The organism is Nocardia sp. NPDC049737 (assembly GCF_040674755.1).
In the GTDB taxonomy this organism is placed as follows: Bacteria; Actinomycetota; Actinomycetes; order Mycobacteriales; family Mycobacteriaceae; genus Nocardia.
Genome location: NZ_JBFANH010000012.1, coordinates 70,427 through 94,586, shown reverse-complemented (window position 1 = coordinate 94,586; position 24,160 = coordinate 70,427). Strand labels below are relative to the sequence as shown.

Annotated in this window: 17 protein-coding genes and 1 pseudogene; 9 read left to right on the top strand and 9 right to left on the bottom strand. The window is 62.4% G+C overall.

Annotated features, from left to right (window positions below):
• Nucleotides 1-198 precede the first annotated feature (198 nt).
• Nucleotides 199-390 carry a hypothetical protein gene (locus AB0J47_RS17995; RefSeq protein ID WP_364346706.1) on the bottom strand — a complete coding sequence of 64 codons (192 nt, stop codon included), beginning with the start codon at nucleotides 388-390 and terminating at the stop codon, nucleotides 199-201.
• A 184-nt stretch (nucleotides 391-574) separates the two neighbouring features.
• Between AB0J47_RS17995 and AB0J47_RS17990 the strand changes: the two genes are divergently transcribed.
• On the top strand, nucleotides 575-1,966 hold the full coding sequence (locus AB0J47_RS17990; protein ID WP_364346704.1) for a hypothetical protein: 1,392 nt from the start codon (nucleotides 575-577) through the stop codon (nucleotides 1,964-1,966).
• A gap of 125 nt (nucleotides 1,967-2,091) precedes the next feature.
• Nucleotides 2,092-3,075, top strand: a complete 984-nt coding sequence (locus tag AB0J47_RS17985) for an LpqB family beta-propeller domain-containing protein (protein WP_364346702.1) — start codon at nucleotides 2,092-2,094, stop codon at nucleotides 3,073-3,075.
• Nucleotides 3,076-3,886: 811 nt separating this feature from the next.
• Here the strand turns inward: AB0J47_RS17985 and AB0J47_RS17980 are convergent.
• Nucleotides 3,887-4,660 (bottom strand): hypothetical protein, encoded by a 774-nt coding sequence (locus AB0J47_RS17980; protein WP_364346700.1) that lies wholly within the window; start codon nucleotides 4,658-4,660, stop codon nucleotides 3,887-3,889.
• A gap of 282 nt (nucleotides 4,661-4,942) precedes the next feature.
• Nucleotides 4,943-6,199: a tyrosine-type recombinase/integrase gene (locus AB0J47_RS17975; protein WP_364346698.1), complete on the bottom strand. Its 1,257-nt coding sequence runs from the start codon at nucleotides 6,197-6,199 to the stop codon at nucleotides 4,943-4,945.
• Between the two features lie 623 nt (nucleotides 6,200-6,822).
• On the opposite strand from AB0J47_RS17975, the gene AB0J47_RS17970 reads away from it, so the two are divergent.
• From AB0J47_RS17970 to AB0J47_RS17950, 5 genes and pseudogenes are all read left to right on the top strand, one after another.
• Nucleotides 6,823-7,095 (top strand): AbrB/MazE/SpoVT family DNA-binding domain-containing protein, encoded by a 273-nt coding sequence (locus AB0J47_RS17970; protein WP_364346696.1) that lies wholly within the window; start codon nucleotides 6,823-6,825, stop codon nucleotides 7,093-7,095.
• The gene (locus tag AB0J47_RS17965) at nucleotides 7,092-8,144 is read left to right on the top strand and encodes a tyrosine-type recombinase/integrase (protein WP_364346694.1); all 1,053 of its coding nucleotides are present in this window, start codon (nucleotides 7,092-7,094) and stop codon (nucleotides 8,142-8,144) included. The genes AB0J47_RS17970 and AB0J47_RS17965 overlap by 4 nt, the downstream gene beginning before the upstream one ends.
• A 670-nt stretch (nucleotides 8,145-8,814) precedes the next feature.
• Nucleotides 8,815-8,961: pseudogene (locus tag AB0J47_RS17960) on the top strand (DUF4236 domain-containing protein); the annotation flags it as partial.
• A gap of 69 nt (nucleotides 8,962-9,030) precedes the next feature.
• Nucleotides 9,031-9,879 carry a hypothetical protein gene (locus AB0J47_RS17955; RefSeq protein ID WP_364346976.1) on the top strand — a complete coding sequence of 283 codons (849 nt, stop codon included), beginning with the start codon at nucleotides 9,031-9,033 and terminating at the stop codon, nucleotides 9,877-9,879.
• A gap of 241 nt (nucleotides 9,880-10,120) precedes the next feature.
• On the top strand, nucleotides 10,121-10,966 hold the full coding sequence (locus AB0J47_RS17950; protein ID WP_364346692.1) for a DUF6602 domain-containing protein: 846 nt from the start codon (nucleotides 10,121-10,123) through the stop codon (nucleotides 10,964-10,966).
• On the opposite strand, the gene AB0J47_RS17945 is transcribed toward AB0J47_RS17950, so the two are convergent.
• From AB0J47_RS17945 to AB0J47_RS17930, 4 genes are all read right to left on the bottom strand, one after another.
• Nucleotides 10,958-11,461, bottom strand: a complete 504-nt coding sequence (locus tag AB0J47_RS17945; RefSeq protein WP_364346690.1) for a hypothetical protein — start codon at nucleotides 11,459-11,461, stop codon at nucleotides 10,958-10,960. The genes AB0J47_RS17950 and AB0J47_RS17945 overlap by 9 nt on opposite strands.
• Complete coding sequence (locus AB0J47_RS17940; RefSeq protein ID WP_364346688.1) at nucleotides 11,458-12,612, bottom strand: ImmA/IrrE family metallo-endopeptidase; 1,155 nt, start codon at nucleotides 12,610-12,612, stop codon at nucleotides 11,458-11,460. The genes AB0J47_RS17945 and AB0J47_RS17940 overlap by 4 nt, the downstream gene beginning before the upstream one ends.
• A 789-nt stretch (nucleotides 12,613-13,401) precedes the next feature.
• Entirely contained in the window at nucleotides 13,402-17,931 is a 4,530-nt protein-coding gene (locus AB0J47_RS17935) for a hypothetical protein (RefSeq protein WP_364346686.1), read from the bottom strand.
• A 49-nt stretch (nucleotides 17,932-17,980) separates the two neighbouring features.
• Entirely contained in the window at nucleotides 17,981-18,139 is a 159-nt protein-coding gene (locus tag AB0J47_RS17930) for a hypothetical protein (protein ID WP_364346684.1), read from the bottom strand.
• A gap of 682 nt (nucleotides 18,140-18,821) precedes the next feature.
• Between AB0J47_RS17930 and AB0J47_RS17925 the strand changes: the two genes are divergently transcribed.
• Nucleotides 18,822-19,076, top strand: a complete 255-nt coding sequence (locus AB0J47_RS17925; RefSeq protein ID WP_364346682.1) for a 3-hydroxyacyl-CoA dehydrogenase NAD-binding domain-containing protein — start codon at nucleotides 18,822-18,824, stop codon at nucleotides 19,074-19,076.
• A 1,633-nt stretch (nucleotides 19,077-20,709) separates the two neighbouring features.
• Here the strand turns inward: AB0J47_RS17925 and AB0J47_RS17920 are convergent.
• Complete coding sequence (locus tag AB0J47_RS17920) at nucleotides 20,710-22,086, bottom strand: APC family permease (RefSeq protein WP_364346680.1); 1,377 nt, start codon at nucleotides 22,084-22,086, stop codon at nucleotides 20,710-20,712.
• Nucleotides 22,087-22,109: 23 nt separating this feature from the next.
• Nucleotides 22,110-22,988 carry a carbon-nitrogen hydrolase family protein gene (locus AB0J47_RS17915; RefSeq protein ID WP_364346678.1) on the bottom strand — a complete coding sequence of 293 codons (879 nt, stop codon included), beginning with the start codon at nucleotides 22,986-22,988 and terminating at the stop codon, nucleotides 22,110-22,112.
• A gap of 209 nt (nucleotides 22,989-23,197) precedes the next feature.
• Between AB0J47_RS17915 and AB0J47_RS17910 the strand changes: the two genes are divergently transcribed.
• The gene (locus AB0J47_RS17910) at nucleotides 23,198-24,094 is read left to right on the top strand and encodes a LysR family transcriptional regulator (protein WP_364346676.1); all 897 of its coding nucleotides are present in this window, start codon (nucleotides 23,198-23,200) and stop codon (nucleotides 24,092-24,094) included.
• The last annotated feature ends 66 nt before the right edge of the window (nucleotides 24,095-24,160 follow it).

Genomic DNA, 24,160 nt, shown 5'->3' with positions numbered 1-24,160 from the left:
AAGCTCCTTCCCAGGACACAACGGAAGAAGCGCGATTCCGAGAACCTTGGCCGTGGCCGCGATGGCTGGCTCGGGCAGGCGCGGGCTGCCCCGCCGGACAACGTACAGGGCCGCACCCGAGCCAGGAATTCGACACGCCCGCTAGCGGACTGCTTGGGGTGTCGCGCCTGGATCGTGAGTCCAGGCAGGTGTGTGGGGCTACAGGGCTTTGTAGGTGGTGATGGCGAGCAGGATCAGGGTGAGGGTGCCACCGAAGCCGAGGCCGCCAGCGCGGATCGTGGAGGCGAGTGTGGTGCCGTCGGCATGGGCGAGCAGTCCAGCGGCGATGGCGATGATGCCAGCGGACAGGACGGCCGTGGTGAGCAGCAGGGCCTTGGTCATGGTGGACATGTGGAGTGGTTCTCCGTTCCCGATCGGGCTTGGTGGTCGAGACCAGGTAGCCGGATCGGGTTCGACGCCGTATAGCACGCGATTTCGGCTAGGGTATCGAAAACGCATGTCGGAGCGGGTTTCTCAAGGTCCTCGACTCAGTTGAGTCGGCGCCGAGTCACCCGAGTCAGAAGGAGAGCAGACCGTGACGGGCAGGGAGTCCGGCCGCCGCAGGTTCACGCGGGCGGACTACATCAACGCCTTCGCCAAGCTCCACGCCGATGCGAATGCCCCCTCTCCGGAGCGCATCTCGTCCTGGATACGTGCCAGGAGGAACCGCAGGGTCGCTGCCAACACGATCGGGGAATGGCTCAAACCCGATCCGGTGATCCCGCGAACGGACGAGTCGTTTCTGCTGGTCCTCGAATGCCTGCACACTCTTGGTGGCAAACCATGGCCATTGCCGTCTGCGGTACTCGACCAGTGGAAGCAACGTCGGGCCGATGCCTTCGCCGAAGCTCGTTCCACCACGGCGCGTTCGAGGACGGGGTCCGCTAGCGCGCCCGACGCGGACACGGTGGATTCGGAGGAAGGACACGGCCCGGACTCCACTGCGGAGAACGGCGCAGGCCGGGAAGAAGCCCCGGAAGTCGTAGTGGTGGACATGGCTCGGTCCGCTCGACGACGCGTGCACGTGACAGGAGCCGTATGCAGGCCGGTGGCGAGTGCGACGCCGCCGCAGTGGAAGCGTCCGCTTTCATACGTGGCGACACCAGGCAAGGCGGTGTTGAGCCTCATGGTCACGGGCGTGATCGGTGGTGTGATCACGCTGTTGCTCACCATTTTCGGACCTGCTATCACCGCCGCGGTCAGTTCGGGCCCTCCAATCGCGGTGGTTGTGCAAACTGACGCCCCTCTGACGGTTCCAGGCAAATATGCGATCCCGGGCACGCTGCCGGACCACCCGCCACACCTGAACTTCGGTCCGGATCTGGTGGCGGCACATCCGGATGCGTTATCGGTGGGGGTTTTCAACCTGAAGTTGATCCTGGAGGGTAGGCGCAGTCGACCGGTCGTGATCACCGACTTGCGACCCCGCGTGCTCACGAGGTCGTCACCGGTGACGGGGACGCTCTTCGAGACTCCGGCGCAAGGTACGAACGACACTGTCAGCGGCTGCGTGTACCTGGACGATCCTGCTGCGGGCCTGATGACGGCGAACTCGAGCGGGGGACAGGCCGGACTGTGCGAGCCGGATGCGAGACCGTTCTTCGCTGAGCATTACCTGACGCTCAATCGCGGCGAACAGGCGGTGATCAACGTACGCGCCGAGGTGAGCAAACAGAGTCCACTGCCATCACGGTCAATCGGATCCTATGAGTGGGAATTGCTGCTGACGATGGTCGAAGACGGCAAAACGAGCCATCTCACTATCCGCGACGGCGCACAACCATTCCGGCTCACCTCCTTTGCTCCCGCTCCCGGTTACCAGGCGGTATACACCTTCGGTTCGGGCGATGCCGACCTGAAGGCGGTCGACCCCGCCCAGTGGTATCGAGACAGATTCAACGCCTCATCCGACGGACCGCCGCGATGATCCGCCCGGCGCGCTCGATACGAACCCTGGTCGGAATCGCCGCGCTGCTGCTGCCGACCGCATCCGGATCCAGTGGCCTGGCGACGCCGGACCACCGCACCGCACAACTGGAGTGGGCGCTGCATATGAACGGCCTCGTCTCCGAAGCCGCGTTCAGCCCTGACGGCCAGACCTTGATCGTTTCCGCAGCCGATACTGTCGAACTATGGAACGTCCGCACCCACCACCGGATTACCACGCTCACCCCCTGCTCTGCGGGCGATCAAGGTTGTCCCGACCAGCGGAACACCTGCCCCCGAGTCTCATGTTCTGACAGCTGGTACTCGAGTACCGCGATCGCCCCGGATGGGCGCACACTCGCGGCCGCAGGTGTGCGGTCTTCCGGCGACTACAGCTACCGCGTGGTGGACATCTGGGACCTGCCGACACGGAGACTGGTCGCCACATTCGCAAACACGGACATAACTCCCGGTGGCCTCGTATTCGGCCCCGACCCCCATGTGCTGATCGGCATCGGCGACGAGAAGGCAGGACGCGATTACCAACATGTCGCGACCACATGGGATGTGCCGAGCGGACGAGTACTCGCGCGCATGACGTTCGACGCCATCGTCGGCGAACCTGCCATCAGTCACGACGGGCAACACCTGGCCGTCATCGCCCGTACCGACCCGGCAGCCGTGGAGATATGGCAGCTGGCGAACGGGAGGAAGGAAACAACCTTCGATTACCGCGCCATCAAAGAGGTGACTTTCAGTCCCGACGATCGTCTGCTCGCAATGGCGGCACCAGACAACAGCGTCATCCTGGCAGACACCACAGGACAACATTCGGCCGTCAAACTCTTCGGCCCGATAACATTGAGATTCTCCCCCGTCGTCGCGGTAGCGATTAGCCCGAACGGCACCCTGCTGGCTGGCGTCACTTCTGCGGGCCTGATTTTGCTGTGGAACCTGCGCGACAACAGCTTCGCTGGCTACACCAAGATCCCCGACTGCCCGATAGGGATATGTGTAAACGACTCATCCGTCGCGACCTTCAGCTCCGACAGCCAGCTGCTGGCCGTCACCAGATCCAGCGGTGACGTGGACGTCTTCCGTCTCCGATGACCCAGTTGCAGGGCCCACGCCAAACGCTCAGGTGCAGGCCATATCTCAGCACTGAGCCGGAGCCAGATCGAGCTGTCACAGCCAGTGCCTCCAGTGCCCCGGAGATGTTGATAGTGACTTTCCACCGATACGAATGGGTCTCGGCCTTCGACCGACATTCGAGAATTCGACGGTTTTGCCACCCGGAACAACCCCTCAAGGGGACTTAGTCCGGTCAACAGGACGCCAGTAGTCACGGGTCATCCGGAACTCCTTGTGCGGCACGGCTTTCCACGCTCCGCGCCTCTTGGGTTCAGGGCACGACAACAGAACACGCTCCGCACGATCCCAGACCTTGACCGTGAACTACCCGGGGACGGCGTGGGCGTCGGTGTCCGGCACGGCGCGGGCCAGCGCGGTCGGCCCTGCACGCACTTTAACCAATGCGCTGCGATCGCGGACCCCGGGGCACATCCACTCGTCTCTCGGCTCGCACCCGGCGAAACCGTCAGCCGCGCCAAGCCGGTGTCATGAAGACGATTCCGCCTAAGCGAACAGGTACCGCGATGCAAGCGCCGGCAAGCGTTACCGCAGCGAGGAGTTCGGCTTGGCAGTGGCGCCCGCTCTTTTGCAAAAGCCCTCACTGCCAAACCGGGTGGCCTGCACGCGATGCCACCGACCGAGCGCGACAACCGCAGCGACGTACATGGCCGGGGAATCCTGGCTGTTGTGGCACCGCGGCTGTAGCGGTTGCACAGGTGACAGGGGGTGCGCCGTCGGCCGCAGCGTGGAGTCGTGCGCTCTGACTGTGGGCCGACGGCGCCCGCCCAGCTTAGGTCGACGAGGACTCCGCCTGCACCGCTGGCACCTTCTCGTCGTTGGCCCGGCTCGGTGCTGCGTGCGTGTCCGCACTGTATCGGCGCATCACCTCGCTGAGCTGCTGACGGTGTTCGCGAGCGGCGTGGCTGGACATCGCGTGTGCGGCCGTGATCGCCCGGGCGTACTCGACGTCACGATGCTCGATCTGCTCGCGATGCGCGGCCCGCTCGGCGTCGAGGAGTTGGCGCAATTGCTTGTTCTCCTCTATGAGAGCTCGGTGCTCACCGAGGGCGAGATCGCGCTCGCCCTCCGCGCGGGCTTGCGCCATACGCGCCGAGGTGAGTTCTGCCAGCATGGTCTCGGCCTCGGCGTGGGCATGGTCACGCTCTTGCTCCGCGTCCGAAACGCGTCCCGCCGCTTCAGTTTCGACGCGCTGAAGTTGCTGAATGGCACTTTTCGCGTTAGCTCGCGCCTCAGCAGCGGCGGCTAGGGCGAGCCCTTCGACTTCGGCGGCCCGCTCGAGATGCACTGCCATCGCCTCCGATTCCTGCTCGGCATCGATGCGTGCCTGCTCGGCGGCGGCAATACGGCGCGCGGCCTCGTGCTCGATCTCGGCGATCTCCTGATCGACCGCGACCGGGTCGGTCAGTCGAGCGAACAAGTCGGTGACGTCACCTGCGACGGCGGCTAGTTCGCCGCGGAGTTCTCCGTACCGGTCCAGTAGCCCCGCCAAGGTGACCATGCCATCGGTAACCGGCCGCAATGACGACCGTGCGGGAATTGTCATGGCTTTTCGCTGAGCCTCCCGGCTCAACCGGAGGGCCTTCTGGGCGGAGTGCGCGGGGTCGTCACAGTAGCGACGTGGGGCGCCCCGTTGACCGGGTGCACGGGGCGGGAGCACGGTGCCGCAGCCGGGGAACTGGCAGCGGCCCGATGTGGGCGGGGTCGTCGGTGCAACGGCTTGGAGCATGCGAGTTCCGTTCCAATCCATTCCATTTCATTCCACCAGTACGGAATGGAATGAAATGGAATGGATTTCGCTCGGTGCGGATGTCGGAGAACGAGAACGTCAGGCGGCGGCCAGGGTGAGTAGGCTGGCCCGCACGCGCGGCAGGCGGCCCGCGATGACCTGGGCGGCGGATTGGCTTGCCGCGCGGTCGTTGTGGCCGTAGCGGCGGTCGGTGGTGGTGACCGATTCATGTCCGGCGTCGCGCGAGACGACGAACAGCGGTACCCCGTCCTGCAACTTCCAGGAGATGCCGGTATGGCGCAGCGTGTAGGGGCTCAGGCGCTTGCCCCGCAGGCTGTTGATCGCCTTGCTATAGCGGGCGAGCAGTTCCTCGGGGTCAGCGCCGCGCCACAGGGCCTTCTTCGTGAACAGGGTGAAGTCCCGTCGCGACAACCCGTCCAGTCGGCGGAGCGCGGGCTGCCAGGCGTTCTTGTAGAAGTGGTACGCGGTGACCGGTGTGTCGTTTCTGGTGTGGAAGAGCAACGCATCGCCCGCGCGGTCCAGATCCAGCCGGTCCAGCGTCTCGAGCGGCACGTTGACGGTGCGGATACCACGCTTGGACTTCGGCTTGCCGAGCCGCAGGCGGGTGCCGTCGTCCTTCCACGCCTTGTTGATCCGCACCGCACCGGTCTCTGGATCGACGTCACGGACCAGCAGCGCACCCACCTCACTCGGGCGCGCCATGGACACCAGCCCGAATTCGGCTTGCGGGCGCCACCGCTTGAGCAGCAACTGTTCGAACAACTCCCATTCGTCGTTGTCGAAAATGTCGATCTCGGCCGGATCGTGGCGCGGCAGCCGCGTCCCGGCGCACGGATTGAAAGGCAGCAGCGGTGTTGGGCGCTGCTCGACGGCCGCCCGCAGCGCGGCGCTGAGGAACCCGTGCTTGTTGGCGATCGTCTTGGGCGCGTTGCCCTTGTCCTGTTCGAGGTAGACGATCCAGGCGGCGTCGGTGTCCTGGGTAACCGCGTCCAGTGGCGCTCGCTCACCGAAGAACGGGGCGATGTCGTTGCAGATGAACCTGCGGTACTTGCGGCGGCCATCCTCCTGCACACCGGTCATCCGGTCGACGTACTTGGTCAGCCAGGCCGACAACAGCACCGCGTCGGATCCGGTGTCGCGTTTGGCTTGAAGGACCTTCAGCGCTTCAGCGATGCCGACCTTGTCGATGAGTTCGGCCCACCACTGGGCGTCTGCGTACTCGTCGAAGGTTTCCGAGGACTGGCGACGCTTGTTGTCGGTGTCGTAGTAGTAGAAGTAGACCTGCCAGGCGACGCTGCCGTCTCGACGGGGTCGTGGGCGGGGTGTGGCGGACATGTGAACCTTCCGGTTTGTCGGAAGACACGTCGCCTGAGAAGCGTCTGATGACCGCGGTGATGACACGCGGTCCGTTCCAGACTACCGGAACAATCTATGACCTGGCGTTTTGCTTGAGCCGCCTGGGGGAATCGAACCCCCGATCCCCTCGTCAACCTAAAACCGCAGGTCAGCGCCCTCTCAACATCGACCTCCGTCTCCGACAATCGACATTTGACGACATTTTAGGACCATTCACGCCATTTTTAGACGCTAAGTTGCAGTTTCTGATGACAGAACAAAGCGAACAAAGCGCCGGCCTGTCACCGAACCAATTGGTAAGACGCTGCGATCATCAAGTGCAGTAACGCGCTGGACCGCCCCAGTTCTCCGTCACCATCACCGGCCTCATCACGGGAATCAATGTGGCGCCACGACCAAAAATCAGCTTTTATGGATTTGGGAGAATCAGCAGGCTGGATGAGAAAGAAGCGTCCATGCCTATTCAGCCGCGCCCAGTAGGTCTTCCCCTACCTCGAGGACTTGCCCCACCCACGCGCCAGCGGCGGCCAGCAAGCTCGATGATGGCGGTATCAATCATCAACGATCGCGCACGCCTGTCCGGTCGACGTATCTTCGCTGAAATGGGATGGCCAGCAGGCTACCCCATCACCTACTCGGTCGCCGGGAACCTCATCGCGATCCGCACTGCCCAACCGGAGGCAGCGCGCCACAAGGTCGGCCGGCTAGGACAGATACGACTTCCTGCAGCGACGCGCCGTGCCACCGGCATCGCCCTCGGCGACCCACTACTGCTCATCGGCTTGCCCAGCGTCGGCGTCGTCGCGGTCGTCCCGTCGCGGATCGTGCACCAGGCCCTGTCGTCCGCACTGGCCAACCTCCAAGGCGACGCATGAACACCCCGAACGACCACGAAGTAGCTCGACTGTTCCTGGACCGCCTGGGAATCCACCCCGAAGAACTACTGCGAGCGACGGCCCCAGGCAGCAAGGTCCCCACCTTCAAGGAGTACGTACCGCAAGTCGCCCAAGCAGTGTCTCCCGGCGCCCGACGCGCCTATTTGCCCTACTGGCGTCGTCTCAGCGAGCGCTGGCCCGACCGGGCACTCGACGAACCGACCGCGCTCGAACTACAGGAACTCATCGAGCAAACCCGACGCACCGCCGTCGTACGCCGCAACAACCGCGGCGGACGCTCCGCCGCCGAACACATGGTCAGCGCACTGCGCTGCCTGTACCGATACGCCACCCGCGACGGCTACATCTCCCCCGCCACCGACCCCTCAACCGACATGGACATGCCCACACGACTGCCGAGCACGCGCCGCGCGCTGTCCACCCGCCAACTCGCACAAATCAACCACGTCGCAGCAACCACAGGAGACGACCCGGAACTAGACACCCTCATGCTGCGACTGCACCTCGAAACCGCCTGCCGCACCGGAAGCGCCCTCAACCTCCGTAAAGAAGACCTCGACCCCGAACAATGCCTGATCCGACTGTTCGGCAAGGGCGGAACCCTGCACTGGCAGCCGGTATCACCCACCCTCATGACCCGAATGATCGAACACGGAGAACGCAGCCCCGATCCCGGCCAGCGACTGTTGCGATACCGACACGGTCGCCCGATCACCCGCCGCCGCTACGACCACCTCTGGGATCGAATCGGCCGCCACCTGCCCTGGGTCGCAACACAACAGATAACTACACACTGGCTACGACACACCACACTCACCTGGGTCGAACGCAACTTCGGATACGCAATCGCCCGCGCCTACGCCGCGCACGCCACACCCAGCGGCCACGACGGCACCACCCTCACCTACGTTCGAGCATCCATCGAAGAAGTCGCATCCGCCCTCGCCGCACTCACCGGCGAGCCCCACCCCCTCGCGCCTCCACACGACGATGACACGCCACCGCCCACCGCGACCAAAATCCTCTGACCAAACGCAATGGCCAACACCGGGTTTAGCGCTGCGTCAAAACCTATGACCTGCGGCTGCGCCGTTGACACCAACGTGGTTCCTCGCTCCGATGCGGATGTCCCCTGCCGACAATCGAATTCATCCGTGACCGCCACGAGGCGGTAAGGCGATCACGTCGAGGCGGTCGGTCTAGCCGAGAAGCCTCGTGGCTCGCGATGTGTCGCATCGTCCATGCCGCAACTGTGCTCGGTGTCGCTGGACTCCGGCACAACATCCACGTTAGTGACCCCGACGCCGATGGCGAAGTCGCCTCGCTTGTCCGGATCTACCTATTTTTTGGCCAGCCAACTCCTTCACCACCTCAGCAATGGACAACGACCGTTCGGCATACCTCATGTTGTGGTAACTCGCGGCGGGTGATCAGGTATGGAATCGATGCCCTGAGCGCGGCGTCGGAGGCGGCCGGACCTGGCCGAAGCACACTAGGCGAAAGGGCTGGTGCGCCATCAGCGTGGAGGTGATCGCCCTGTAGGCCTTTTCTGCGACTGACCGCCCAGCGTCGAATGTCGACGCGGAGGGCGCACGCGCCCGAATCCGTGCGCCGAAGAAGTCCGCGCGTTGCGCCCCGAGCCCCTCGGTGGCGACATAGAATCTGATCGCACAGGTCTGGAGGGGATTGGGGGCGGCGGTGGGCTTGTATTTCCGGAAGTCGGTGAATGCCGGTCCGTTTCGGGTTAACTTCTCGAAGTCCGGCGTGGGCGGCAGTGTCGGGGTTCGCGGGTTGCGGGTCGGTTCCGGACCACGCGGTACGTATGTTCATGTCGGTACCCACGGCGTCTATTACCGCCGAGTGCTGTCTTCCCAATCTGGCGCCCGCGCCGTCCCGAAACCGTCCACAGCCCGCTTGAGGTTCGATGCGGCGGATATGGCCGATATGACCGGGGTCGGCGCATCGCAGCTGCTGCCAACCGGACCGGGCGAACTGATCGAGCAGCTGCGTGCCGCGAGCCGGTATCAGATGCTATTGCCGTGGGCGGCAATAGCATTGGTGATGACGATCGGTGTCGCCGCTACGTCGAAAGTGCTGTGGATGCCGATCGCTGCCATGGTTGTGGGCGTGCCCGCGTTGGTGTGTTTGTGGTGGTGGGAACGCGGAAAACGGACAGCGACAGCTGTGTATGAGGTGAGTGGGCAGGTCGCGGACTGGTTTGCCGAGTTCTGCGAGGGTCATCGCGCGATGGTCGTCTTGGGCGGGGCTTGGCGGGTCGAGGCATCCGCGACCATCGTCGGCACCTACGGATACAAGGTCAGCGGCGGAGCCGATGCCGCAGTCAAACGCAAGCCGGTCACGTGCAGCCTGACAGCACCCCGTTTGCTCACCACCAATATCGCGGTGCCGACAATCTCCCACGACCGGCAAGCATTGCTATTCCTGCCCGATCGAATCCTGGTGCGCTCCTTCGACGATTGGAGCGACGTCGACTACCAACACGTGCGCGTGACATGCACTCGACAGCGAGTTATCGAGTACGAGCAGCCGCCCCGCGATGGCACCCAGGTCGACACGACATGGCAGTTCGTCAACGTACGCGGCGGACCCGACCGCCGATACCGCCACAACCCCCAGCTACCAATCATGGAATACGGACACCTGACGCTGACCACCTCCAACGGCCTGAGCTGGGTAATCGACTGCTCCCGCCCCGAAGTCGCCGAGAGATTCGCAACCGCGCTGTCGAACCGCCCCAGGTAACACCGAGAGGCACTGCCACACAACGAGATTCCGCAATCCATCCAAGGCGGTACTGGCTCGCGAAAACGCTCAACAGTAGCCTTCTCTGGTGACTGGTGCTTGACATTGTCTTGAAGGTGCTGCCGGAGAGCAGTGAAGCGATCCGACCGAGGGGCAGCATGGGCAGTGTCCGTTGGAGCGTGCACGGACGGCTTCCCCCAAGGTATCGATGCAAATCCGGAGCTCATGGCAAGGTAGCGACATGTCAATCCTCGAAGAGTACTGGTCCGGTGTCCTCCGTCGGTTGCAGGCCGAGGTCGACAGCTTCAACCGACTCATTGCACACCAGGGCGAGAAAGGGCGCGAGAATGAGCTGGCGCTAGCTCGCATCTTGGAGCGCCTCGTCCCAGCAAGATATGGCATCGGCTCAGGTCTGTTGATCGACTCGCAGGGCGGATACTCCAAACAGATCGACATCGTGGTCTATGATCAGGCCGATCAGCCTGCTTTGATGGCTCAGACCACTCAGGTGTTATTCCCAGTGGAGTTTGTACATCTATGCATTGAGGTGAAGACTACGGTTGATGGCGACGAGATAGGTGACGCCATAGAAAAACGGAATAGCGTCAATAAGCTAGCTTCCCGAGGCGGTCATCCAGCATTCGCTTTCGTCGGCTATAACAGTTCCTGTCATCCACCTACCATTGCCCAACACCTACGCGCACCATCTAGCAACGATCGAATTGATATCGCATGCGTGCTTCAATCTGCACTTTTTGCTGCAAGAGGTGAGTTTGGTTCGGTGGGTGATTCGAACGCTGACGATTACATCGTAGGCGTGACGGCATTGCAGGATACCGATGAAGACGGGAAGCCGCTTCCCGGTACTTGCGCGCCTTTAACTTCGGAAGATGGCGCCTATGTACTGCGCGGGGATAGGAAATATCCAACTGTAAAGATGCCTGGCGACTATGTCATTGCGGAGCCATCGCGGGCATTACTGCTCTTCTGTGAGGCTGTTCTCAACGCCTTAAAGCCCGGCGATGAAAAATCTGTCATGTCACACTACGTCACGGATGTAGGGCGAGAGCTCATATATCTAGGGTAGATAATTTCCCAGGCCCAGGTATCGAATACAGGCGGACGCATCGCAGTATGGCCACAAAGCTGTGGTGCATAGTTGCTCCATAGTCGGCGACAGCGGACCTTCGCCGACGTCTTCTGTCACCACGGTGAATTCTGTCCTCTCGTGTTGGTACTGACACGCAAGACGTCCGATACTTGCTATGCAAGGATCGCTGCCGTCGAGAGTCTCGAAACCTTCTTCAAAACCCAACGCGTCGACATGCTTCATCAATGTACGATCGTGCACGATATCGGCCCTGAAGTGGTTCAGGCGCCTGCCGAGCCCACCCGCCCAGAAGGACACCGGGTCGTCGCGCGCAACAACTTGCAGATTTGTGACGACCTCTCGCGGAAAACCAAGTTCCCTGTCATCAACAGCCTTCGTCAAGCGATCAACCAAGCGATGAATGTTCGGCGGAGCGAATAATTCGAACATCCCCTGGAGAGCACTGGCATCCGCGAGGAATACACCAGTCATGCATTCGCACCAGCTGCCGACAGTTGCTTTACTTTCGAGAGTTCCTTATCTGACACTCTCAGCAAGTCCGTCAACTGATGCCGCTTTAGCAGACCTGAGCGTTCTGCCTCAAACAGCGTCGAAACAAACTCATGTCCGTACTGATCTACCCGAATTGCCGGTCGATCACGCACCTGCCCAGGCGCAGCGCGACCTCCTCGCGGCTTCATATCAACCTTCGCGATAGCATCGATTCTGTCGTACAAACCGGGCGATGCGATATTCAATTGTTCAGCCCGTATCGCCGCTGCCCGGTAGCTGACACGGAAATGGTTCTTCAACCGCGTCACCTGCCGAACAGTTGATACAGGCGATCCCCGAAACTGTTCACTTACAAATGAGAGAAAGGCATGCCTAGGCATGAGCAGTGCGGAGCCTGCTCTATTGCAGAATCTTTCAACGCCCGTCTTCTTGCCTGCAGTGCCGCATACGGCATTCTCACCTAGACACAGATGGACTAGTTCGTGTGCGTAGGAAAAAAGTCGCGCCGGTTGTGCATCTCGCGTATTTACAGCAACGAGAGGCGCCCATTCATTATGCAGACTAAATCCCCTAGTGATGTCTTCATCCAACGTCAAACTGAGCGTGATGATCCCTTTGGACTGAAGGCGGTTTCTCATTACCTTTGCCGCAGATGCGTCGGTCGCCTTCTTACCGGTTTGATTGTCCGTAGACCAATCAAGCCACTTGCGTAGATTCTCGCCAGATTCCTCGATATCAGCCGACACGTCAAGCTGCGGAAGAGCTATCGGGTTTTCCTCAAGTCGCAACCTGATCCAGGCATGGGTCTTTTGTATACGACGAGCTAGATTGATGGCGTCGAGAGCCTCTTGAGTCGCTCGGTCGCTGGAACCCGCGAAGCGCCGAAACTCGGCAGCAACGGGCAAATGCGAAGGAGGCTGCTCAAGGAAGAAGAACGAAACCGGCCTGCGGAGAGTTTTTGCCAATCTCTTTAGTTGAGTTTCGGTTGGCTGGTCATCTTCGTAGATCCAGGCCCTGAGCTCACTCTCAGTGACCTCGGCACTGTCAGCGACGAAACCAATCGACGTCAATCGGTCGCGGATTGCCCATTCAAGGACTGAACCAGTAATCGGCGCTTGCTTCGACGCCACGGCTGCCTCCCTCCTAAGCGGCCTACCCAAGGCTCACCAGCCGTGTGACCCCAGTGATGCCATCTTACTGCCAAGTCATCCAGCCTGGGGAGCGAATCGCGAATCGGCTCAAGAAGGGTTCGTCTCGGGTCGCACCAGTGATGGCGAATACTCCTTAAATGTGCACATGCTGAATATACAGCAGCCGATAAATATACTAGCGCGAGAATCTCGAAACTATTAGGCGAACAATTGCGCGTCCTCGGGCCGATCACCCGGCACCCACGCGACCCAGCGCGATCTCCTGTACTGGCGAGACAGAGACAGAGGCATTCACAGAGCAGGGCGACCGTAGCATCGTCCACGTGCGCCGCGGCGGTACCGGCGGTGCGCTTGAGATGGCGGTTGGCACGCTGTCGGACTTCGGTGGTGAATCGGTCATAGAGATCTTGCGAGGTCCGATAGTGGCTCCGACGGGCTGTTCGGGCAATCGGGCGTACACCGCGAAGTGCAATGGGGTGCGCAACAACTCGACGGTTGAATCAGCGGGCACGAATGTGCCGTTGCGGAGAAGTTGCTTGCGGACCTGCTCCCCACTCAGCGGACCGACGGTATGGCGAACCGCTAGTTTTCTGTATGTAGAAGGGACACTTCGGAGCCGGTGTTGCCTGAGTATGGGCTGGCCGGCGACAGGTGAGGCCTGTCGGCAACGTCGCGCACTTCAGTCACTGTTGTTGGCGCGACGCTCTCACCCGCGAGACCTTCAGCGCGCGTTTGGAGCATCTTCGCAAACCGACTCTGACACGCCCCCTACTCTAAAGTCCGCACCGCCCTATGTGGTTCGGTTGTATGCACAGCCAGATCAGCTGTGATCCGGGCTGCGGAACTCGACTCGACGTATGGTCGCCCCCCGCTGCCGTCTCCGGTGATCTCCATCCGGTCGAACCAGTGCAACACAATGAGTTCGAGGTTGCGCTCTACGAGGAAACGCCGGAGGTGCGATGCTCGGACAAGCAAGGCGCTGCACCGGCCATCTTGCTCCTCGTAAAATACGAAAACTGGATCGCCTACCGAGTCGACCCAACTCGGACCGCGCATATCCAGACTCAGACCTGCCCCTCGTTGCATGAATGTAGAGGGCATCGTGGTGCGCGCTGTCTCCTCGATGGAGCAGTCGTAACTGCCGCCTTCCCATTTGTAGCGCTCGGCAGTAGCCATGATTTTAAAGGACTTACCCCCGAGGTACTTTTCCCGGACGTCGTCGTGACGGTGGTAGCAGGCAGGTCCGATCCTGCCTACTTCGCCCACGTAGCAGCAACCAACGTGACCGTAAGAATCGGTGAGGTCACCCCCCATCGCATGGTGGACCGGGTTCGGGAGCCACGCGAGGAAGTCTCGGGCGTCGTCCGCTGCGACGAGCAGCGATTCTATGGCGCTCTTCTCTTGCAAACCTCGCCATCCGTGGTGCCCTACTGGATCGACCTTTCTGATTTCGCTTTCGAGTACGATCCAGTCGTTGCCGTCCAGGTCTCGCACAAAAGCCGAGTTGGCGATATTCGGCTCTGAATCGGTGTCTGTCAGGAAGGCTGTGATGTCCTGGCGGTACCGCCCGAAGTCGAGACGCACTGGCGGCCACTCCTCTATCTGAATAGGTGGCGGCTGCCAGGCCGTCACACCAGAATTCTCGCGCTCACTGAATGCTCGGAAGTCGATCGGAGGAAGGGTTGGATCGATCTCTCGGTCGCCGACGATCTGGTGCAGACCTTCGTACGGTTCGCTGTCGTCGAAGTGACGAGAGGATTGATAGTTGTCTGCTACTCGCGCAAGTAGCTCGTGATATGCGATCCACTGATACTTCTTGCCCCACCGTTCTGCCTTGTGCCCTTCCCGATCACCACGGCCATACCCGATGCGACCATCCGCGTGTCCGAAAAGCTGCGGCGTCCAGCCGAGACTCAGCGTTCGGCGAAAAATCCACCGGCGGCCGATATCGGCCGGGTAGTCGTGGTTGACAGGACGCGGGTGTTCTATCACGGCATGGAGCAGCCGTACCTGATCGTCACTGAGGCCGAACTCCTGGTGAAGACGCTGAGAGCTGAAGTGCCACATGGTCTGCTTGCCAGGGTCGTTGAGCCAGTCGGCCATGGTGTTCACTTGGGCATCGTTCAAGGAGTCCACGAACTTCTGCCAGCGTCTCTGGATGAACCGCGGCTCGCGCGGGCCTCCCTTGGGAGGTTGCTGGCCTATTCGGTACCGCGTGAAGTGGTGAAGCCCTGACTCGACGACGTAGTGGCCGAAATCGCCCGTGCGGAACAGCGAATGATAGATGGCTGAGTAGTGTTCGTCGTCCGGCTGCCCCTCCTTCGAGACGTACTTGGCCTTGATCGCGGCCTCGGTCGGCGGCGACCCGGGCAGTTTCAAGCCGTAGGGGCGCCTGGACGAGTCCGACGCGGTGTCAGGCAATATCCCGTTTCCGGTCGCCCACCTGACGATGCCTCGAGCTGCATCCAATAGCAGCTCATCTGGTCGGACTGGTGGCGTGAATACGCGCGTACGCACAAGGTCAGCAAGGAGTGTGGCCTGACCCGTCTGGTCGGGTGTACTTCGTAACAGGGCCCCGTAGGCGACCGCGATGACCCGTTGCACGACGTATGGGTCATCAACGGTCCAGAATCGTTCCACCAGAGCGCACATGACGTCGAGATGGCCACGGAGCAGTTGCGCGAGAGCCTTGGTGATCCAATCGCGCGTGAACCGGTTCGGCGAGGAGAACAGCCAGCAGAGAGGGATACAGGCGAGCTCGATCACCTCCGCGTCGTATGAGGGGTAGGGTCCGGCTGCGGCCCAGCGGGCAAGTCGAGCCACAGGCTCGTAGGAGTCGGTCAGCGCGTCGAAGGTGGCGATCCCGAAGTCGCTGTCTCGCTCGGGCATCCGATGCCCAATGAGGTAGCGGTGCAATCCTGCACCGTTGAGGCGGTTGCAAGGTTGGGGCGAGACCATGAACAACACTCGGAAGAACGTGTCACGTCGAATGTAGCGTTGCGCGTCGTTGAGGAGATCGATGGTGCGCTGGGTGACCGCTCGAGATTCGCGATACGGCAAGGTGTTAACCACCGAGCGGTAGAGGTTAACGGCTCGATAATGGTGTGTCCAAGCATCTTGGTCTGCCGTCTGATCGGGTTCGTCGCCGAGTGTGATGCCCAATAGGTCGGGCACTTCTACGCCATACAATTCAGGGAACAGGATCGTGGCTGCCTCAACGATTCCCCCGCTATATTCCTCGGCCAGCCAGCTTTTCACACTCGGGTCTGTCAGCGGGTCATCGGAGAGCGCGAGTCGGCGCTTCAACAACAGAAAATCTGAAAAGGCTTGGAAAACGATCCGGACGCCTTCGCCGATGTTTCCGGTGCCAAGGTACAGGCGCTCGCGAGTGAGAACGCCTTCTTCCTGAAGCAGCCCCAGTAGCCGCGTTGCCTCCGTGCTGTCCAGTGACTTGCGGGCTACCACCTCGGCGTCGCTGGTGCTCATGCTTTCCTCGCCGAGGACCGACAGCTTATCGAGGAATCCATTGAGGACGCGACTCACCTGCGATTTCGCTATGTCGAGCTCATAGGCTGAGGTCGCGTTCGGGCGGAAACGCCGGGCAACTGTCGCGGTCTTCGCCGCCAGGTAGCGTTCGAGGATCGTGATGCGGCCCTGGTGCCCCTCCGGAATAAGACCGCTTCCGGGCTGAGAAAGGCTTTCGCAATACATTCGCAGGAACAACGGAAGTGTGAATTCCGGTGTTAGCAACGGAATTCTGGGCGCTTCCAGGTTGTAGTGCGAGAAGTAGCGCTGTGTTGCTTCGATCTCCCGTTCGGCGAAGCCGGGATGCGCACGACGGATGTAATGTGTGCTCTCGGCTCCTTCCATCACCAGGTCCTGATAGGTGTCTCGGCAGGAAACCACGAGTGCGATATGGGGATATCGTGCGACGGCTGCCCGGAGCGCAGGCAGATGGACGCGCCAGAAGTCCGCAGGAGTGGTCTCGTTGAGCGCATCGATGAACAGCACGAACCGGCTACCGGACACCGAGGCGGCCTCCCCAGCCGCGTCCATCGCCCGAAGTAGTACATCCGCTCCGACGGTCTCGAGACCGAGCTGATCTGTGATGCTCGCCCAGAGATTGCCTTGGCCGAATTGCGCGCCCGCCAAGAAGACTGCTGGACGGCCGGCGTCCAGAGCTCGTCGGGTCGCGTCGAGCAGCAAGTGCGTTTTTCCTGATCCTGCCTGGCCGGTCAGAAAGTAGGCCCGCCTGCGCAATGATCGACCTGCCGAGGAGTCGAGCCAGGAGTCCAGTTCGCGTATCGCCGTGGCCAGGTCGCGCACCCTGAGTGTACTGGAGAACGCCACTGGCTTCGCAGTCTGCCTTCGGGCATCGTCCGGGAGATTCTCCCACGTGTCCGATAGCTCGCGTGCATATTCTTCGGCCGCGTAGATGGCACTCTGGCTGGCATTCATTGCGGAAAGCAAGACATCCAAGGATGTCGGCGGGTCACTTGCCTGCAACTCGAGCGCTCGCGCCGTGTCGCACAACGTGGCCGCTGTCTCCCGGATGGTCCGGCACAGCGACGCTGCCTGTGCGTCTCCGTCGACCGGACGCACGTGCAGATCGGCGACGTTAGAAATTAGTCTGCGCAACAGGCTGTTCAGGCGGGCAAGGATCGTTCGATCGAAGCCCAGGGCCAGCAAATCCTCTTGTATGGGGACATCGACTTGTAAGTCAGGACGGTACTTTTCGCTTGCCGCGGAAGCTTGTTGCTCGTACCGCGAGACCAACCATTCGCTGCCGAGGATGAGGTCCCCCCACCAGAGCCACCGCCTGCCAATGTGCTCGGGTTTTGCCAACTCGGCCAACAGGTCGCTCTCCTGCACCAGGAGAAACTCAATGTCGGCGGCTCCAGCAAGAGTCGTCTGCCAGACCTGGACCTTGTTCTCGTATTTTTGCCGTTGGGACTTACGCTCTCCACCTCGTGTACTGGTGGCCAGGTTCCAAGATATGACGAAGGTCAGCACCTTTAGGCTGGGACGCTCCTTGACGACCCGCTCAACCGAGTTCGTCATCGCCGTCAGCAGCGCATCGATCCCGCGGACATGCTTGGCTTGCCAACCGTGCTCACCACCGCCCGGCAGCGTCGCGTACCACTCCACACCACCATCGGGATTGCCCGTGCGAATCGCGCGCGTGCCGGGCGGTACATCTTCTTTCAGTAGTTGAAAGGAAAGTTCTTCGAACGCCCGGCTTTGTTCACCATTCCAGGTTCGGAGAGTGTCGAAGCTCAACGCGGCTACTCCCGGCATGCCAATGCACCTCCTTCACCGTCGAGGGCGCAGACTCCCCCGGCAACGCCTAATCGTCGATCATCCCTCCGGCTTCATGACCGTATTTGTTCTTACTCTTAGACTTTTCGCCGCCGTCTTCCTCCCCGTGCCCCTCATTGCGGTCTTCTACCAGTACTTCTTCGCCCGCTCCAACACCAAGCTCGGCCATGCCGGGCTGCCTCGTCATGGTTAGAGCTCCTATCGGGTTCGGTTGCTGAGTCGTCGCCAGCAGATGAGGGCGGCAGCGAGGTTGAGGAATCTGTGGTGAATGTCGGTGCGCCGGTCGCGCTCACCAACGAGGTTTCGAAGCCGACCAGCAGCAGCAATCTTGAGCAATCTGCGAAAGCAGTTCCAATGCAATGCCTTACACCCAACAGCGCAAGCAACAGGGTTGACTGCTACCGACCAGCGATCTAGTTTTAGAACGCCTCTAACACGAATCTGCGTCATTGATGACAGAGATTCGTGATCAAGTCCCCTCTCGCGCATTACTCGAGCACGTATTTGCATCAAATTTGGTGCAAATACGTGTTCGATCACCTCCTCGCGCACGTTCCCCGCTGGCTCGTACAGTCAGACGTGGCTCAGATGCGACAGCGAAGCCGCTCGCGGCACACAGTTTCGTCATTGGTGACGCATCTGCGTGCGCGAGTAGTAAGGTCGCTCCCCCTCTAACACGCGGCAACGGCACAACTGAGACGGACGCGTGCATAAGCGATCCCTCACACACCCGCTGACACACGGGCATGACACAGTTCAGCCACACGGAATGTTTGCTGTACAACGTCGAGGACCACGGATCCTGATCGAGCCAGCGCGGAGATCCTTCCATCCGGCAGGTAGGAATCTCGCAACCCAGCGGACAGAACGTGAAGACAGCCCAACGCCGGCGACCCCTCGCCGACTGGCGCCGCCACTTCCCTGAGTTCCATTCCGAGGTAAGCCACCTGGACCGAACTCCTCGCGGGCACTCGCCTCACCGCCCAGGCGCGCACTTCTTCGCGCCCGCCCACGCGACGAAGGTCGTCGAGATCGTGCGCGCCGCCCTCAGCGACTCGGACGCGTTGGCGACGGCGGCGGGGCTTGCCCGGTCCCTGCGCAAGACGCATCGCCGTAGGTGGTGAGCGCGTGCTCGCAGAGCTCGGCGAACAGGGTGCGACCGACATTCGAGCTGTCGCCTCGAATGACATGGTGTGATTGCGGTCATCGGGATTGTCACATCGAAGCGCAGTGCCAGCCCGTGCAAATCGCTCGGGAAAGGTACGCCTGAGTGACCACAATCCGTGCGTCCACGCGGCGGGCACGCGTGTGCTGAACCCGCGCTCACCGGCGACGTCGAGTGGCACTGCTGACCACGCCGGGCGACAGTTGTAATCGGATCCCGCGTAGCGCATCCGGTACTTCGCCCGCCTTTGATCACGTTTGGTGCGCCGACGGCGTCCGCTCCTGCGTCGTCCGGCGTGACGGGTGAAGCAGCTCTGGGCCAGAGCATGCGGAGTCCGTGTTGCAGCGCGTCGAGGTCAACGTCGCCCAGCATGGCTTGCCGCAGAATGGTGCCTTGTACGGTGGCGAGCAGGTGAGTACGACTGCCCACCGCCCACATGCTCTGCGCCAGACGACCAAATCGCCGCAGTGGTCGCGCGATACCACGATGCCCACAGCACGCTCCGGACCGCGAAAGCAGCCCTGCGCGAGCGTTGCCCCGGCGCAACACAAGTTATGCTCGCCGCGACCGCCGAGTTCGCGGCCGCTCGCCGCGACCGGGATGCGATTTTCCTGCGAGCCCTCCCGACCGATGGCACCATTCCCGTACACGTGATCGACAAATTTGGAATCAGCCACGTGCACATACATCGCCTGATCCCCGGCCTCACCCCTACGAACCGTAGATAATTCTGTTGAAGGCAAGGTTGGGCGCCCCCTCATCAGGCACCCAACCGAGCGGATTATCAAGTTCAGAAATTAGCGACTGCCGCACAGAATCACCGGCTTCCTATGCCACCGCACTCCCGTTACGATCGGAACGCACAGACCTGAGCTTTTATAGCAGTGTCTCGATGACAAGCCTGGTTCGGACTCTGGCCATATGTCCGCGTCCGGCCGGGGGACCCCGAGAACGCCGGTAACATTGCGGCCGTTTCCGCAAATAGTCGCCAAGCGTGCTATTCGAACAATCGTCGCAGAATAACAGAGAGCCTGCATACGACCGGCGCGACATTCCTCGCGGTTGTTGCGGGATCACGGCCGTCCATACACGGCCGGGGGTCATCGGCGCGAGTCCGGGCACCAGCCGGTGGAGGTCTTCGTGGCCGATACCGAACTTTGCGATCAGGGCCGTGGGAATAGTGCCGTCGCCGGGTAGAGCGCGCAGGAACAAGACATCTCGGCGACGACGCGTGGGCGAGAACTGGTCTGTTGCGGCAAGCATGGCTTCCATTGTGTCGGGATATCGCACATCGACGGCTGATATAGCGGCCTGCAGAGCGGTTTGAGAATCGATATACTTACCAACAATGCATGTGATTTCCATATCGGGCACTCGGATCTCCGGCAGCGGAAACACATAGCGTCCAGATTTCACGGCTTGCAGCCCCCGGAGCCTCGCCCGACACCGTCTTCTATCGCACCTGCGGTAGACGCCCAACAGTATTCTCCCGAAGTCACCACCGACCTGCGCGAGATCGATTCGGCAGTACGAGATAAGCATTGCACCCCGCTGAGCAAAATTCTTCTTCGAGTCACTCGCGGCACGGAACACTAGGCGGTGGCTCTGTCCGTGGCCGCGGTGTCGTGGTCGAAGGTCATCTCCGAGGCCGCGGTGTCGTCGTCGAAGGTCATCTCCGGTGCGGGCCGGCGGAAGCCCTTGGTCAGAACGGCCAGATAGACAATGCCGATCGCCAACCATACGCCGCCGATCTGGAGCGCGACGTCACCGAGCCTCGTGAGCAGATAGACGGAGACGGCGCCGCCGATGACCGGCATCACCAGGTACGAGAAGAGGTTGGGGGCGCGGCCGTGTCTGCGCTCTCGGACCAGGTGGGCGATCACGCAGACGTTGACCACGGCGAAGCCGAGGAAAGCGCCGAAGTTGATGAACGAGGTGGCTGTGGTCAGGTCGAGTTTCATGGCGATGACACCGGCGGCCGCGGTCAGCAGCAGGTTGCTGACCGGGGTGCCGGTCTTCGCCGACAGCCTGCCGAAGACGGCCTTGGGCAGTACGCCGTCGCGTCCCATGACGTACATGAGGCGGGCGGCGGCCGCCTGCAGGGCGATACAGGAGGCGATGGATCCGGCGATGGTGACGAAGTTGATGATCTCGGCGTACGTCTCGCCGCCGACCTGGACCTTCAGGTGGTAGGCGGCCGCGTCGACGTCGGCGAACAGCGCGCCCGGGTGGACGAGTTGCATCACGAAGGACAGCACAATGAAGATCGCGCCGGCGGCGATGACGCACCCGACGATGCCTCTGCCGATCGTCCTCGCCCCGTCCCTGGCCTCCTCGCCCAGCGTGGAGACGGCGTCGAATCCGAGGAAGGAGTACGCGGCGATGGCGGCGGCCGCAGTGACCGCGCCGATCGAAGTGCCGGAGTTCCACAGGGCGTCCGTGGCGGGGGCGGAGGAGCCGTGCTTGCCGAGGAAGACGACACACAGGGTGGCGAAGAGGACCAGCGACCCCAGAGCGATGAACATCAGGACCTTGTTGACTCGGTCCGCGAGCTTCATGCCGAAGATGTTGATGGCGGTGGTGATGCCCACCGAGACGATCAGCCAGACCCACTTGGGTATGTCAGGGAACTGGGCGTTGAAGTAGATCGCCGTGATCAGCCAGCCGACCATCGGGATGAAGAAGTAGTCGAGCAGCATCGCCCAGCCGGACAGGAAACCGATGCGGCTGTCGAGCATCTTGCGGGCGTAGGTGTAGACCGACCCCGAACCGGGCACAGCGCGCGCCATCCTTGCGTAACTCAGCCCGGTGAGCACCATCGCGAGGGTGGCGACGGCGAACGCCGTCGGGGCCACGCCGCCGCTGGTGGCGGCGACCACGCCGAAGATCGTGACGACGATGCCGGGGGAGATGTAGGCCAGGCCGAACAGGATGACGGAGAAGAGGCTCAGGTCGCCTTTCAGTCTCATGGTGTTCCCAGTTGTCTCGCTGTTCATCGTGGTGGCTCCTCGGTGGTGTGGGCGGCGTTCCAGGTGGCGGGGTCGATACGGCCCCCGTACAGCGGGAGTTCGAGGGGCGCGTCACCGGGGCGGAACTGGTCCCAGACGCGGTTGAGGCCGGCGGTGCCGTATCGGCGGACGTTGCTGACCTCGTCGAGGTCGATCACGTCGGTGAGGGTGGAGTCGCCGGCATCGACGGTTTCGGCGCGCACCGTGCCCTGTGGATCGACGACGAGGCTGCGGCCGATCCCGGACGGGGCGGCGGAGTTGACGCTGGCGACGAAGACCTGGTTGGTGATGGCGTTGGCGCGGCTGAGGACGACTTCCTGCGCGCGGTCGCTCGTCGGGGTGCGGACCACGTTGACGATCAACTCTGCGCCCATCCAGGCCAGATGGCGGGAGACCTCCGGGAACCAGGTGTCGTAGCAGATGGACAGTCCGATACGGCCAACCCCGGCGAGGTCGACGACCTCGAACCGGTTGCCGGGTGCGATCGTCTCGTAGGGGCGCCACGGGCAGATCTTGCGGTACGCGGCGAGGCGCTCGCCCTTGGGCGAGTAGACGGGTGCCGTGTTGTAGACGCGACCGTCGGCGCCGCGTTCGTAGACGCTGCCGGGTACAAGCCAGATGCCCAGGTCGCCGGCGAGGTCGGAGAGGACAGCGTCCCGTTTGCCGTCGAGTGGCTCGGCGGCCGTCTCGGGCGCGGCCGCAACGCCGGGGGCGCTCTCGCCGAGGTGTAGTTCGGGGTAGACGACGAGGGCGCCTGGTGCGCGCAGCTTCACGCGCCGCTCCACGTCGGAGGTGAAGCCTGCGAGGTCGTCGGCCGGGCGGCCGGGCGCCTGGGCGAGGATCAGGGGCAGGGGGCGGGCCATGCGAGAAACACCAGCCAATCGAAGGTAGGGCTCTGGCGGGAGCGGTTGATGAAGGTTCATGCGCCGGGGCGTAGGCCGAGGGCGGGGTCGAACGTGAGAACAAGCGTGGGCCGCGTCACATATAATTTCAAATACTTCCTAGGGCTGCTTCGCATGCCTTTGAGGCATGCAGGCGCCATAACTCCTCCGTCCTTGGAGAGGCCACTACCATGGAATTACGGGTGCTGCGCTACTTCCTGGCCATCGTGGAGACCGGTTCGATCACCAAGGCCGCCGAGGAGGTCCGCGTCGCCCAGCCCTCGCTGTCGCGCCAACTGCGCGGCTTGGAGGCGTCGATGGGCATGACGCTCTTCGACCGCGGTGGCAAGCAGCTGGTCCTGACCGCCGCCGGTCGGCGCTTCCTTCCGTTGGCCCAAGATCTGGTCGTCCGAGCGGACGCCGCCGAGGCCGCCGTCGGAGCACTTGCTTCCGGCCGCGCGATGCGGATCACTGTGGCGGCGCCGCCCACCACCATCACGGATGTGATCGCACCGTTCCTGGCCACCTGGGGACCGGAGGATCCGCTCGTCACGGTGCAGGCGGAGAGCCCGGCCCGTGCGTACCAGGCCCTGGGGAGGGGCGCTGACGTAGCCATTTCCTCGGCGCCTCCGAGGCGCCGTTTCGCCGGGCTGCATGTGGCGCGTCTGCCGCTGTGGGCCTATGTGCGAGCCGACCACGCCTGGGCGGACCGGGACAGCGTCACGATCGCGGAACTCGCCGTGGCGCCCCTGATCGTCCTCACCCCAGCGCACGGCACCCGACGCATCCTGGACCATGCCGTGCAGGACGCGGACGCGTCGTACGACATCGTGCTGGAATGCGACACTCCGCACGTCGCCCAGGCCATGGCGGCGTCGGGCCATGGAATTGCGGTGGTCTCCGACGATCCCCGCTTCGACCTGCACCCGCTGCTGATCCTCGATGGCACGGGCGAGCCGCTGCAGATCCATCTGCACGCCGCGTGGGACGCCGGCCACTATGCGCTGCGCAGCATCGAGGCCTTCGCCACGGGGCTGTCGCGCTTCTGCGTCGAGCAGTACGGGCCCCAGGTCACCGCCCACGGATGAGCTGGACGTATACCTCGCGGGCAGCCTGATCAGACCGGACAGGCATTGGACGGCGGGCGCGGCGGG